At 47.1% G+C, this 13,246-nt stretch carries 13 protein-coding genes; 11 read left to right on the top strand and 2 right to left on the bottom strand.

Annotated elements, in window-relative coordinates:
• Positions 1-98 precede the first annotated feature (98 nt).
• Positions 99-746, bottom strand: coding sequence for a hypothetical protein (locus BLS15_RS18420; protein ID WP_021255311.1), 648 nt, complete (start codon positions 744-746; stop codon positions 99-101).
• 248 nt (positions 747-994) lie between these two features.
• On the opposite strand from BLS15_RS18420, the gene BLS15_RS18415 reads away from it, so the two are divergent.
• The 3 genes from BLS15_RS18415 to BLS15_RS18405 all read left to right on the top strand — a co-directional run bounded on the left by BLS15_RS18415 (position 995) and on the right by BLS15_RS18405 (position 3,593).
• Positions 995-1,567: a hypothetical protein gene (locus BLS15_RS18415; protein ID WP_021255310.1), complete on the top strand. Its 573-nt coding sequence runs from the start codon at positions 995-997 to the stop codon at positions 1,565-1,567.
• Between the two features lie 90 nt (positions 1,568-1,657).
• Positions 1,658-2,113: a MarR family winged helix-turn-helix transcriptional regulator gene (locus BLS15_RS18410; RefSeq protein WP_051614034.1), complete on the top strand. Its 456-nt coding sequence runs from the start codon at positions 1,658-1,660 to the stop codon at positions 2,111-2,113.
• Positions 2,114-2,186: 73 nt separating this feature from the next.
• Positions 2,187-3,593 (top strand): L-cystine transporter, encoded by a 1,407-nt coding sequence (locus BLS15_RS18405; protein ID WP_051614035.1) that lies wholly within the window; start codon positions 2,187-2,189, stop codon positions 3,591-3,593.
• 96 nt (positions 3,594-3,689) lie between these two features.
• Here the strand turns inward: BLS15_RS18405 and BLS15_RS18400 are convergent, their stop codons facing one another.
• Positions 3,690-3,851 carry a DUF1328 domain-containing protein gene (locus BLS15_RS18400; RefSeq protein WP_021255307.1) on the bottom strand — a complete coding sequence of 54 codons (162 nt, stop codon included), beginning with the start codon at positions 3,849-3,851 and terminating at the stop codon, positions 3,690-3,692.
• Positions 3,852-4,074: 223 nt separating this feature from the next.
• Here BLS15_RS18400 and BLS15_RS18395 point away from each other — a divergent pair, with 223 nt between their 5' ends.
• The 8 genes from BLS15_RS18395 (at position 4,075) to BLS15_RS18360 (ending at position 13,210) form a co-directional block, all read left to right on the top strand.
• On the top strand, positions 4,075-4,671 hold the full coding sequence (locus BLS15_RS18395) for a DUF948 domain-containing protein (protein ID WP_090513190.1): 597 nt from the start codon (positions 4,075-4,077) through the stop codon (positions 4,669-4,671).
• A gap of 175 nt (positions 4,672-4,846) precedes the next feature.
• Complete coding sequence (locus tag BLS15_RS18390; RefSeq protein WP_028532004.1) at positions 4,847-5,989, top strand: SpoIIE family protein phosphatase; 1,143 nt, start codon at positions 4,847-4,849, stop codon at positions 5,987-5,989.
• Between the two features lie 20 nt (positions 5,990-6,009).
• Entirely contained in the window at positions 6,010-9,396 is a 3,387-nt protein-coding gene (locus BLS15_RS18385; RefSeq protein ID WP_090513186.1) for a response regulator, read from the top strand.
• A 48-nt stretch (positions 9,397-9,444) separates the two neighbouring features.
• Entirely contained in the window at positions 9,445-10,311 is an 867-nt protein-coding gene (locus tag BLS15_RS18380; protein ID WP_065291846.1) for a CheR family methyltransferase, read from the top strand.
• Between the two features lie 11 nt (positions 10,312-10,322).
• Entirely contained in the window at positions 10,323-11,531 is a 1,209-nt protein-coding gene (locus tag BLS15_RS18375) for an ATP-binding protein (RefSeq protein ID WP_090513183.1), read from the top strand.
• A gap of 96 nt (positions 11,532-11,627) precedes the next feature.
• Positions 11,628-11,951 (top strand): STAS domain-containing protein, encoded by a 324-nt coding sequence (locus BLS15_RS18370; protein WP_227774823.1) that lies wholly within the window; start codon positions 11,628-11,630, stop codon positions 11,949-11,951.
• 33 nt (positions 11,952-11,984) lie between these two features.
• Entirely contained in the window at positions 11,985-12,443 is a 459-nt protein-coding gene (gene rsbW, locus BLS15_RS18365) for an anti-sigma B factor RsbW (protein WP_090513179.1), read from the top strand.
• On the top strand, positions 12,440-13,210 hold the full coding sequence (locus tag BLS15_RS18360; RefSeq protein WP_028532007.1) for a sigma-70 family RNA polymerase sigma factor: 771 nt from the start codon (positions 12,440-12,442) through the stop codon (positions 13,208-13,210). The genes rsbW and BLS15_RS18360 overlap by 4 nt, the downstream gene beginning before the upstream one ends.
• The last annotated feature ends 36 nt before the right edge of the window (positions 13,211-13,246 follow it).

Below are 13,246 nucleotides of genomic sequence, written 5' to 3'. Positions count from 1 at the left end.
CTTCGTCGTCCTAGATAGTTGCTACGACTATTATATTCACAACAATTATTTATGTCAATACCTGTAAATTTGAGTATTCACTTAGCAGGAGCTGCAGATTACCATCTGATCCACAGGTTTCCCTTCCAAGTCGGGATATTCGCCCAGCGCTTTCCTTTTGCATCATATTTCACTGTACGCACGGTTACCGTCTGCGGCTTCAATTCTCCAACCTTCTTGCCATCAATGGCTTGGTAGAGTGGAGTTGTTGCTGTTAACTTGACACGCTGGCTTTGTTCTGGATTTAGTATCCATGCTTTGCCTTGATAACTATTGATCTGATACCAGGTAAATCCGGACTCATCAATTTGCTCATTGATAATAGGAAGTGTCTGCGCTGCAAGATTGCCCGTCTGCTTGCCGTTGGGCATGTTATATATGGTTGTATTGGGGCCGATTGCAACGAGTTTGGAGTAGGCATTCGGGTCTTTCATCCACGCTGTTCCCATCCATGTAAACACCCGATACCAAGTCGTATCGTGCTCATCCTTCGATGCTGCTTCAATTGAAATCACCTGGGGCTCCAAGAGGCCTACTTTTTTACCGCTGATCGAATCATAGAGAGTCGTGTTTTGTTTCAGGTCTATCGACACGATTTCTGTCGTAACAACTCCAGTTGTATCTGCTGCTTGTGCTGCAAATGCTCCTGTTGCAGCTATCGTACTGAACGTTAAAGTCATAGCCATCACTGCCACTAATTTCTTCATTATTGAATTCTCCTCTCTCATGGTTATACAATGGTATGGTTTACTGCTAAGGTGAACATTCCGATTACTGGTTACTGGACTTGTTGTCAGATACCAACTTTATGTGAGGCTTTCTCTAGGATATTAAAGTTTACGATGAGGACATGAAGGTATCATTTATAGGTGACATAAGGAATGTTCCCCCGCCTTGTTTAGTATGTAACCGGTTTACATGGTAGTGAAACAATATTTTGGAAGGAATGATAAGAGTGAAGACATTGTGGAAATGGCTGCGCCGTGGATTGTTGACGGTCATCGTATTGTTTATTCTGCTTGCTGGAGCGGCGTATTTTTACATTCAACCGACTACGGTATTAGGCTGGCCTCCTCAAGTGGATGTGTCCTTGTCAGAACGTTTGGAGCAAATCGTACACAATCGTTCTCTTACGATACAATTTAGCGAAGAAGAGATTAATGGACTGGTATCCAAGCATATGCAGGAGACAGAACCTTATCGCTCGTTGAAGGAAAAGTGGAATATTAGTGGGATGAAGACAGAGCTTGCGAACAATGAATTGGAAGCAACGATTCAATTGGAGCCTATCTCTTATGTTCAAGCAGAGCTCAAGATTACATTCCAATTAGAGTGGGATGATAGCAGTCAATCAGTACGTGTAGTGCCGACTGATGCCCGCGTGAAGGACATTTCAATCCCTCTCTCATGGCTGTCATTGCAGACGAAGGAATTTTCCCTATCGTCAGAGCTGCCGCATTTGGTTAAAGTAAAAGAAGTGAAGTTCTTAGAAGATGGCTGGAAGTTCCGCTTTGGGCTGAAACTTTAGTACGGAGTAAGATAGCCTATTTGTTGCCGATTGCTAGGTTCATGTTAGGATTGGTGTGTTAGATAGGACGATAGAAAAGGACGTGACAGTTTGCCTAATCGTGAACAACTGCTCCAATTGCAGATGAATTTCCGCTCTATGTTGCGTGGGATGCGCACCCAATGGGATCGGCATTTGGAACTGCATAACCTCAATGTGAATATGACTCAATTTGCAGTACTGAATCTTCTATTTCGCAATGGGGCAATGAAAGTAACAGATGTAGCAAAGGAGCTTCGCTTGACACCGGGAGCCGTGACGGGCATAACCGATAAGCTCACCTTGCTGCAATATGTTACACGCAATCGAGATGCACTTGATCGTCGCATTAATTATTTGGAGCTTACAGAAGCCGGGCATGAGAAGGTCAAGGCGGTGGAAATCCAGCGTGAGATTGTGTTCTCACGCTTCTTCGAAGGAATTCCGGATGAAGAGTTGCTTCATTTCATTCACATCTGTCAGCAAGTCAACCTCAATCTGGATGAAATATCACAAGTTGGGGAGTAATAATAGCATCACATGATGCTGGATGGAATTATGGACATGAGAATGTCCGCGCCTCCTGCGACCAAGGAGTGAAATGACCGTGAGCAACGGTTGGTGGTTGATCGTTCATGCTGTTGTTGTGCTTGGACTTCTCTATATGCTGTATGTCATGCAGAAGAGGCATGTGTCCTTTACGAAGCGGGTATTTGCTGGGCTCGGCTTAGGGATTGTATATGGAGCGCTTCTCCAGCAGCTATATGGAGCTGGGCATGATATTGTACGTGTGCTCAACGATTGGGTGTATATCGTGGGTGGTGGCTATGTACGTCTGCTGCATATGGTCGTCATTCCGCTGATTATCGTATCTATCATTTCCGCGATCTTGCATGTGACGACGAGAACGGGTGTTGGCAGGATGAGTGCAGTGATTATAAGCATCCTGATCGCGACGACTGCCGTTGCAGCTGCTGTCGGCATCGCATCTGCGCTGGCCTTCAATTTGTCCGCTGTAAATATGGAGGCGGGACAACAAGAGACAGAACGTGGGCAGCACTTGAGTGAACAGGTCGGAGAAGTGCGTGATATGACGATCCCGCAGCAGGTACTGGAGTTCATACCTACGAATCCATTTCTCGATATGACAGAGGGAAGAAGAACTTCTACCATTGCAGTTGTTATTTTCTCTGCCTTTGTTGGAATTGCAGCATTAGGTGTGGCTAGGAAGAAGCCTGAGCATGGGCGAACGTTCACCTCTATCATTGATTCGCTACACGCGGTTGTTATGCGGATGGTGACATTGGTGCTTCGATTAACGCCGTATGGTGTTCTTGCGTTGATGATTCGCGTTGTGTCTACGACAGCACCAGCGGAGATATGGAAGTTGGGCCGATTCGTAATTGCTTCTTACGTTGCACTGATTGTCATGTTTATCATTCACCTGCTGCTTCTTGGGTTATCGGGGATATCGCCTGCACGATACGTGAAGCTCGCAACTCCTGCCTTGGTATTTGCCTTTACGTCACGTACAAGTGCAGGTTCTATTCCGATCAATGTGGAGACACAGCGGGATAAACTTGGAGTACCGGAGAGTTTTGCGAATTTTAGTGCGTCGTTCGGCGCTTCAATGGGGCAGAATGGATGTGCAGGCATATATCCTGCCATGCTGGCCGTTATGATTGCACCTACTGTGGGAATGAATCCGCTCGATCCATGGTTTATTCTGCAGCTCATAGCAGTTGTTGCGATCAGTTCCTTCGGTGTTGCGGGTGTTGGAGGAGGAGCTACATTTGCCGCACTAATTGTGCTGTCCTCGATGAATTTGCCGGTTGGCTTGGCGGGACTGTTAATTTCTGTAGAGCCCCTAATTGATATGGGGCGCACCGCGCTAAATGTAAATGGATCCATGCTGGCGGGCGTATTATCCTCTCGTTGGCTAAGACAGTGGGACAAGGAAGCATTTCTCCGTGGTGAGAGCCGTTCACCTTCCGGGGAAGAATCGTAGTTGAATATCGATATGAAAAGTTAAGCATTACAAAAGGCTCGTCATATGGACGAGCCTTTTTGTCATTCTAGTATACTGCATAGAGTGATATGGCGATTATGACACTCGTCTTCCCGTCACAAGGGAGATGATGAACAGAACGAGGAAGATAAAGAACAGTACTTTGGCGATGGATGCTGCTGCTGCGACGACCCCAAAAAAACCAAACACACCTGCAATTACAGCGATTACTAAAAATATAGCTGACCATGTAAGCATAAGCAGTTCCTCCTTGTTATAATTTTACGAAGATAGGATTGGGCCGAGTAGATTGTCTATGCTGCTCGATTGTCGTGGCTTGCATGATGATTACCACAGCTGGAGGACAGCTAAACAATTGGGTATTTTTGTTTCACAGTTCTGCTTTCAGGGTATTTATTCATAATTGGTATACGGAAAATTGTGTTATGCTTGGGAATGCGGAGAAAGGCGGTATTCATCTATGTTATTGGAAATTAGTGCATTACTCGCAGCAGCAGCGTTTGCGGTGCTGGTGTTCTATCTGATTCAAACACTGCTGTCAGCCAAACGCTCTCTGGAGCGGGCTGCCGATACCCTTGAGCAAGTACAGCAGACCGTGAATTTATTGAGTGGCGACTTGCAAGGTGTCGCCAAAAATGCAAATGAACTCTCTCTAGAGCTGTCTGAGCAATTAAAGAAAATGGAGCCAGTGATGGACTCTGTTCAACATGCCGGTGAAGCCTTGAACGAGATCTCAATCGCTGCGAAGCAGGTATCAGTAGGACTGGTTAAGGGGGTACGTCGAGCCGCAGGGCGATTTGAACGTAAGCCCGCCCCTGATAGACGAGTGTCTAAGGAGCATCAGACAGCAGCGTCTGCGCCTGTACCAGCACCGCTGCAGGCGGATACTGCTGTGATAACACAGGAGCCACTGGGTGAAGCCGAGCATAAGCAAGAGCGTGAACAATCACCGCAGGGACAAGGCCATTCCCATTCCACAGCTAGCCAACAGCAGGATTGGAAGGAATGGGTCGATATTGGGACGAAGCTGTGGCAATTGTGGAGACAGCGCGAATAGTGCGGGAGAGCCGGTTAACAGTTTGGTTAACCGGCTCTCGTTTTTTTTCACAGGCAAGTAACAAAAAGAGATGATCTTCTTTGGCCTTTTCCGGTATAGTGGTAGTTGGGAATTATGGGGGGCTATGTCGAAAAGGCACGAACTATATCATAATCGATGAGGGGAGGAGAGTATGATGAACGTTCTCGTCGTTGATGACAATCCGACGAATGTCATGCTCATTCGGGAAATCCTTCGTAAAGCTGGCTATGACGGAGTGCAGACTGCTTCATCAGCCCATGAGATGTATCAAGTTCTTGGGATGGATGGGCCTCTTGGGCCTATGTATGTACCGGATATTGATCTTATTTTATTGGATATGATGATGCCGGAGATTGATGGACTGGAAGCTTGCAGCACGATCCAACAATACTCTGAGCTTCGGGACATTCCGATTATTATCGTAACGGCGATTGGGGATTCCAATATGCTCGCAGAGGCATTGGATGCGGGTGCGGTTGATTACGTCACGAAGCCGATTAACAGGGTGGAGCTGCTGGCTCGAATTCGGCTAGCGCTGCGCTTGAAGCGAGAGAAGGATTGGCATAAGGAACGTGATCGCCATATTCGCGATGAATTAAGCTTGGCCGCGAAGGTGCAGAGCTCTGTGTTGACAGAGCCTTATCAAGATGAACATATTACGATCAACGCACTATATCAGCCTTCTGAGGAGCTGGCGGGAGATCTGTATGCTTGGTTCCCGCTGGGCCAAGGCAGATATGGAATTATTATAATCGATGTTATGGGGCACGGCGTATCCTCTGCGCTGCTGTGTATGTTCATTGCTTCCGTTCTTCGGGACGCCGTCATGCAGATCGAACAGCCGGATCTTGTGCTTAAGCGATTGAATACGAAATTCCATCAGCTTCATATGAACGGGAATTTAATGCTCTATTATATGACGGCATTATATGTGGTTGTTGATACGAACAAGGGATGCATCCAGTATGCGAACGCAGGACACCCTCCTGGCGTTGTCATGATGGAGGATGGTGAGCTCATAACCTTGGAATCTACCGGATATCCAGTAGGCATGTTCCCAGAGCTTGAAGTAGAGACCAAAGAAGTGAAATGCGACTCACGTGCTCGAATTGCAATGTATACGGATGGGTTAATGGAAACGGCAGGCAACAGCGTGGAAGAGGCTATGGAGCGCATTGCCAATATTCTTCGACACGAGAAGACGCTGCAGAGCAGTTCATGGGACGAGCTGTTTGCACCTGGTTCTGATGAGGACAGTGAGGATGACAAGTGTCTGATTTGGGTGGATGTTCATTGATTTAGAAGGAGGAGCAGACAGTGAAGTTACGCACGAAATTAATTGCTGGCTTCGTTCTGTTCATGCTTATCATATCCGGACTTGGCTGGGTGTCTTATGATCGCATGAGCAGCTTGCAGCAGGATCTGGATCAGATTTATACGGACAGCTTCCGCAAAGTGGAACTTGCCTTTTTGATTCGGGACGACATGGACAATATCGCCAGCGTGCTGGTGACCGATATGCTAAACCCGAATGTTAACGGCGAAGAACTGTTGCAAAAAGGGAAGGTTTACCGTGATGATATTGTTAAATCGTTCAGGGAGTTGACGGCACAATATTCAACGGCGCAAGAGAAGAAGCTCATCGAGCTGGCGATACGCGATTGGGACAAGTACGACGAATTCGTCAACAAGTCAGTAGAGCTCACCACCAACAATAAATATGAAGAAGCCAACGCATTGCGAAATAAAGAGGGATTGGAATATCAACGCAACTTGAAAAACAGTGTGGCCGATTTGGCCAATCATCATGAGATGTCGATCGACAATCAGGTGCTGGAAGCGAAGAAGCATTATGAGCAGTCGATTACTTTGACGGCCGGTATAATGGTGCTGGGGCTTGTCGTTTCCTGCGCGATTATGTTGTGGGTCATCCCAAGTGTGACACGGAATTTGAATACGATGTCCATCATGATGCGCAGTCTTGCCCGTGGAAGGCTTCGTATTGTACGTAAGCTTGAGCCGCATACGAATGATGAGATTGGAGAAGTCATTCAAGTGTTCAAGCGGATGGCAGAAGACTTGGAAGCACGCAAGAAGAATGAGGAATTGTATCGGAAGGCTCAAGAAGAGCAAGCATGGATCGATGGAAATGCAGCACGTGTTACAGAGCTTCTGAATGGAGCCGCTACATTGAATCAGGTGGGGCAGATGTTCATTAGCGAGTTCGTGCCGACACTTGGAGGACAATATGGCGCCCTGTATATTCGGAATGAGACGGATCAACCAGATGTATTCGAACTGTTCGGTACTTATGCAGCTGCTGACGATTTGAAGGCTGAGCGAACAATGGTTGTTGGGAAAGGCCTGCTCGGTCAATGTGTCGTGGATGAGAAGCCAATCATTATAAGCGACATGAAGGATTGCTCCATTCGAATTGAATCGGGCGTATGTCAATCTCAACCGATTGAGCTTATCTTATTCCCGATAATGTTCGAACGCAGAGTGATTGCGGTGCTAGAGATGGCATCATTGACGAAGATGTCACCTGTACAGCACCGACTGCTCGAAAAGCTCGCACAGAAGCTCGGGGTCATCGTACATACGATCTCCGGACGCTTGCGTGTAGAGGAATTGCTGCGTGAGTCACAGGCGCTTGCCGAAGAACTGCAATGCCAGTCTGAGGAACTGATGACACAACAGGAAGAATTGAAGCGCTCGAACGAGCATCTGGAATCGCACACAGAAGCATTGAAGCGTTCTGAGGAGATGCTCCAGCGTCAACAGGAAGAACTGGAACACTACAATACGGAACTGATCGCGAAGACACGTGCGCTGGAAGAACAGATGCTGGCAACCCAAGAGAAGAACGAAGAGCTCGAAGGAGCGCGAACGATATTGGAACGCCAGACATTGCAGTTGGCCTTGGCTTCGAAGTACAAGTCTGAATTCCTCGCTAATATGTCTCATGAACTGCGTACTCCGCTTAACAGCTTACTGGTGCTGTCCCAATTGCTGGCGGAGAATAAGGAAGGGAACTTGGGACAGAAGCAGGTCGAGTATGCGCGTACGATTAACATGTCCGGTTCGGATCTGCTTAAAATGATTGATGAAATCTTGGATTTGTCCAAGATCGACGCAGGTAAGATGAAGTTGAATTTTGAAACTGTCTATTTGAGCGAATTGGCCTCCTTTATGAGCGACAGCTTTGAGACAATTGCAGAGCAGAAAGGGCTTGAGTTCAAGGTAGAGATAGATCCAGATCTGCCCAGCTCTCTAGTAACTGATGGGCATCGAGTGAAGCAGGTTGTACGCAATTTGATTGGCAATGCATTTAAATTCACAACGAAGGGCTCAGTAACCCTTCACATTGCGAAGGCGAAGCCGGAGCAATTGCCTTCCCCGCTTCAGGAAGCGGTTGAGCCTTATTTGGCGATACATGTTGTAGATACCGGGATCGGCATTCCGAAAGATAAACAAGATTTGATCTTCGAAGCGTTCCAGCAGTTGGATGGTACAACTAGCCGAAATTACGGCGGCGCAGGGCTCGGTCTGTCCATCAGCCGAGAGTTGGCAAGACTGCTTGGCGGCAAGCTGCAGCTGGTTAGTCGAGAGAAGGAAGGCAGTACGTTTACCTTCTTCCTTCCGATGAAGGCGGTAGAGCCTTCATCGATTCCAGTTAACTCCACCGTTGCTTTGTATGAAAAGGCGATCGCAGAAGCCCAAGCGGCACTAACCGTAGAGGGTGAAGAGGGGCATACATCAGAGGAACGAAGTAAGCTCGTCAAGCCTCATATGCCGCAGGTATCTGCGAACCATGAGGGTATGCCTCTTACTGCTTGGGAAGAAGCGTTGCTCAAGGAAGTCGCTGTCTCTGAAGAAGTGGACGGACATAAGTGGCCATTTGGAGAGAAGAAGCTGCTGATCGTTGAAGATGATGGTCCGCAGCGACAGTCTCTAATTGCCTTAATTGAAGGAGCGGACGTAGCCGTTACCGCGGTCTCTACCGGGACGGAAGCACTCAAGGTACTCGGGGAAGAGAAGTTCGACGGTATGGTGCTGGATTTGCTGCTTCCTGATATGACAGGATTTGAATTAATGGATGAAATTAGTCACCATTCCCGAATCCGTCGTATCCCAATCATTGTATACACTGGCAAACTGTTGGATGCGAAGGAAGAGACGGAACTGAAGAAGCGCGCACAGAGCATCATTATTAAGGATGTGAAGTCTCCTGAACGTCTGCTGCAAGAAACGATGATTCTCTTGAAGCGTTCAGAGGAAGTTCAGCCAAGCGATGAAAAAGAAAACCAGGGACCAAGCGATATGCTGCTGTCAGGCAAGCGGGTACTGCTCGTCGATGATGATGTGCGCAATGTATTTGCGCTATCAAGCGTGCTAGAGCAGTACGATATGAATATCGTGTATGCTGAAAATGGACGCGAAGCACTTGAAGCATTGGATGGGGAAGAGAATTTCGACCTCGTTCTCATGGATATGATGATGCCGGAGATGGATGGCTATGAAGCGATGCGCCGCATTCGCGAACAGCCTCAATTCGAGAAGCTGCCGATCATAGCATTGACGGCGAAGGCGATGAAAGAAGATCGCAATAAGTGCATTGAGGCAGGAGCGTCAGACTATGTCAGCAAGCCATTTCAGACGGAACAGCTGCTTTCATTGATGCGAGTATGGTTATATAAATAACAGGTAAGCAATATGTTGACATGATGAATGAAGGAGCAAGGATAAGATATGAACGGAAACGGGCTCGGTTTACATGATGAGAGAAGAAGGCCCCAGGATTCTGACCGAGAACGCATTGAGATTGAATTGCTGTTAGAAGGGGTTTATCGAGTTTATGGTTATGATTTCCGGGACTATGCGTATCCTTCGCTCAAACGGCGCATTTGGCATCAAGTGCATGAGGAAAAGGTAGACACGATTTCGGAGCTGCAGGGCCGAGTACTCTATAATCGGGATTGCTTGCAGCGTTTTGTCCGCAGCCTGTCGATCCCCGTTACCGAAATGTTCCGGGATCCCTCCATGTTCTTGGCATTTCGTCAACAGGTCGTCCCTATGCTGCGTACGTATCCGTATATTCGGATATGGCATGCGGGTTGCTCGACAGGAGAGGAAGTATACTCCATGGCGATACTGCTTCATGAGGAAGGGCTGTATGAGAAGACCAGGCTGTATGCAACCGATATGAATCCGCTATCGCTGCAGAAAGCCAAAGAAGGCGTATGCCCGATGGACAAAATGCGCACATACACCAAAAATTATTTGGAGGCGGGCGGGACAAGCTCTTTCTCCGAATATTATACGGCTTCTGGAGAGGGCGTTGTCATTCATCCTTACTTGCGTAAAAATGTAATTTTTGCAGAGCATAACCTGGCAACAGATCGATCCTTTAATGAATTTAACGTCATCCTATGCCGCAATGTAATGATTTATTTTAATGAGCCGCTGCGCAACCGGGTTCATGATCTTTTCTATGAGAGCTTGGCGCCACTAGGTGTGCTTATTGTCGGAGGCAAGGAATCCTTGCATTTTACAGGGAGAGAATCTCAATACGAGGAGATCGATCGTAACGAGAAGATTTATCGTAAAATACGATAGGAGGCACAATTGTGAACACCTTGGAACCAATCAATATTTTGCTCGTTGACGATAGGCGCGAGAATTTACTTGCACTCGAGGCCGTGTTGTCCGAGGAAAGCTATCGCTTGGTCAAGGCTACTTCAGGCGAGGAAGCTTTGCGCCACTTGATGAAAGAGGAATTCGCCGTTATTGTGCTGGATGTTCAAATGCCAGGCATGGATGGGATCGAGACGGCCAAATGGATTAAGGCTCGCGAGAAGACGAAAAATATTCCGATAATATTCGTATCTGCGAACTATAAGGAAACCGAGCATTTATTTGCTGGGTACTCAGCGGGTGGGGTTGACTATATGGTCAAGCCATTCGTCCCTCATATTTTGAAGTCGAAGATTCATAGCTTCGTTGGTATATTCTTGGCACAGAAGCGGCTGCAGGCGCAGAAGATGCTTCTCCATCAGAAGACGAAGGAACTTGAGCGGATGAACAGTGAGCTGGCAGCTGCTAAGGAAGCAGCGGAGTGCGCGGCACTTGCTAGAACACAGTTTTTAGCAATGATGAGCCATGAGATTCGAACGCCGATGAACGGGGTGCTCGGAATGGTTGATCTGCTGCTCGACACTGAGCTGACAAGTGAGCAATCGAACTATGCGGAGTTGATCCGCAAGAGCGCCGATACACTGATCAGGACGATTAATAATATTCTTGATTTCACCAAGATGGAATCAGGCAAGCTGGAATTAGAAGAATTTCCGTTCGATACGAACTCGCTCATTACAGAGGTTTATGAGCTGTTCATGGTAGAGGCGAATAAGCGGGATCTGACCTTGTCGTATTCAATGGATGAGGATGTGCCATCGTTATTGTATGGAGATATGCTGCGCGTCAGGCAGATCCTTATTAATCTCGTAGGAAATGCAGTCAAATTTACGAATCGTGGGAATGTCAGCATTTATGTGTCCATCATCGAAACGAAGCGCACGGGGGAAGGCAATAAGTTCCATGTCCGGTTCGATGTACGGGATACAGGAATCGGTATTCCAGTCGATAAGATGGAAGGGCTGTTCCAGCCATTCGCACAGCTTGACTCTTCTATGAACCGCAAGTATGGGGGAAGTGGATTAGGGCTTGCCATTTGCAAGTCGCTTGTCCAATTGATGGACGGGGATATTCGTGCCATACCGGTACCAGAAGGGGCCCTATTTACATTTGACGTATGGTTGAAGGAATGTGGCGAGTAGCCGCCGCATTCTTTTCCCATTGTTTCGATTTAGATGAAGAAGGTTATTTACCAATAAAGTACATTTAACAAGTTTACCTATGTATAGGAGAGGAACATGATGAACGGAAAAAAGTTTGCAGTTAAGACGGTACAGCAAGAGGGACAAGTAATTGTCCAGACTTGTGGAGATTTGGATTTGGCAGCAGCGAAAGAGTTTCGTTCCACGATGGAACCGATTGTGAACGATGCGAACACAGAGCTTACCTTAGATCTGAAAGAGCTGACGTATATTGATAGCACAGGGATTGGAATCTTGATCTCGATATTGAAGATGCGTCATGAGCAGAAGTCAGCTTTCCGTATTGTAAATGTACCGACACATGTCCAAAAACTATTTGATATGACAGGTATTTCGAAATTTCTGACCCCACAAGCCTAACAAATGAACGATGAAAGGGACTGAATCAGAATTATGGAACACGCAAGAGAATGGAAGCGCGTTAAGTTATCATTGCCAGCACAAGCCGAATATGTGGAGTTAGCACGGTTGACTTTGTATGGTATCGCAAGCCGTATCGGATTCTCCTATGAGGATATAGAAGATATGAAGGTAGCGATTTCGGAAGCTTGCAATAATGCAGTGCTATATGCGTATGGTTCGCAGGGTGGAGTCGTTGAAGTACTGTTTGAGGTTGCTGAGGATGAGATTGAGATCATCGTACAGGATGAGGGAGCGAGCTTTGATGCAGCAAGCAAGACCAGTGGGGTGGAAGGCTTGCATGACAAGCAGCTTGAAGATATTCAGGCCGGTGGTCTTGGATTTTATTTAATGCAGGCGTTGATGGATGAGGTTGAAGTGATGAGCGTCGATGGTCACGGCACCGTTGTGAAGATGAAGAAGCGCCTGCAGCGAAGCGGGGAACTTCTATGAGTGCTGTCCCTCAACAACATTCATCCGAGGAAGCAACACGGCTCATACATGAATATCAAGCTACAAATGATAATGAGATTGCAACGATCCTCATTCAGAGATACGATCCCATGGTCAAGATGGCCGCAGGCAAGATTTCACGCAACCGTCCGGACTTGTATGAAGATTTGATGCAGGTCGGCAATATGGCATTGATCCGCTTATTAAAGCAATTCGATAGTTCGTTAGGTGTTCCGTTCGAAGCTTATGCGATGAAAAGTATGATTGGGCATATGAAGAACTTCTTGCGGGACAAGTCATGGTATATACAAGTTCCACGCCGGATTAAGGAAAAAGGTGCGCTCGTACAGCAGACCATTGATGAGCTGACAATGAAGCTTGAGCGGTCGCCTAATGTAAATGAGATTGCGGAGAAGTTGGAATTGTCCGTCGAAGAAACTGTCGAAGTTCTAGCCGGTCGAGAGTGCTATCATTACGTCTCCTTAGATACCCCATTATCGCAGGATGAGAGTGCTGCGACATTGGGAGAGCTGATTCGCTCTGAAGCCGACGATTATGAATCGGTGGAACGTAAGATGGATCTGATGGAGGCTATGAAGGAACTCAAGCCGGAAGAACAAAATGTATTGGCACTTATATTTAATGAAGGATTATCACAGCGTTCGGCTGCGGATCGTCTCGGCATTTCCCAAATGAGCGTATCACGCATCCAGCGGCGTGCAACGGAGAAACTTAAGAATATATTGACATCGAATAATTCTTCGTAGAAAAAATGAAGATGCTTGTCTATATAGACAGCATCT

This window comes from Paenibacillus sp. cl6col, assembly GCF_900102125.1.
Taxonomy (GTDB): domain Bacteria; phylum Bacillota; class Bacilli; order Paenibacillales; family Paenibacillaceae; genus Paenibacillus_B; species Paenibacillus_B suaedae.
Note: the sequence above shows the minus strand (reverse complement) of the source record. Positions and strands in the feature narration are given on the sequence as shown.

Bases quoted from the DNA above. Each gene is read 5' to 3' on its own strand.
- BLS15_RS18420 (WP_021255311.1), bottom strand. From the start codon at position 746: ATGAAGAAATTAGTGGCAGTGATGGCTATGACTTTAACGTTCAGTACG.
- BLS15_RS18405 (WP_051614035.1), top strand. From the start codon at position 2,187: ATGACCGTGAGCAACGGTTGGTGGTTGATCGTTCATGCTGTTGTTGTG.
- BLS15_RS18400 (WP_021255307.1), bottom strand. From the start codon at position 3,851: ATGCTTACATGGTCAGCTATATTTTTAGTAATCGCTGTAATTGCAGGT.
- BLS15_RS18395 (WP_090513190.1), top strand. From the start codon at position 4,075: ATGTTATTGGAAATTAGTGCATTACTCGCAGCAGCAGCGTTTGCGGTG.
- BLS15_RS18390 (WP_028532004.1), top strand. From the start codon at position 4,847: ATGAACGTTCTCGTCGTTGATGACAATCCGACGAATGTCATGCTCATT.
- BLS15_RS18380 (WP_065291846.1), top strand. From the start codon at position 9,445: ATGAACGGAAACGGGCTCGGTTTACATGATGAGAGAAGAAGGCCCCAG.
- BLS15_RS18370 (WP_227774823.1), top strand. From the start codon at position 11,628: ATGATGAACGGAAAAAAGTTTGCAGTTAAGACGGTACAGCAAGAGGGA.
- rsbW (WP_090513179.1), top strand. From the start codon at position 11,985: ATGGAACACGCAAGAGAATGGAAGCGCGTTAAGTTATCATTGCCAGCA.
- BLS15_RS18360 (WP_028532007.1), top strand. From the start codon at position 12,440: ATGAGTGCTGTCCCTCAACAACATTCATCCGAGGAAGCAACACGGCTC.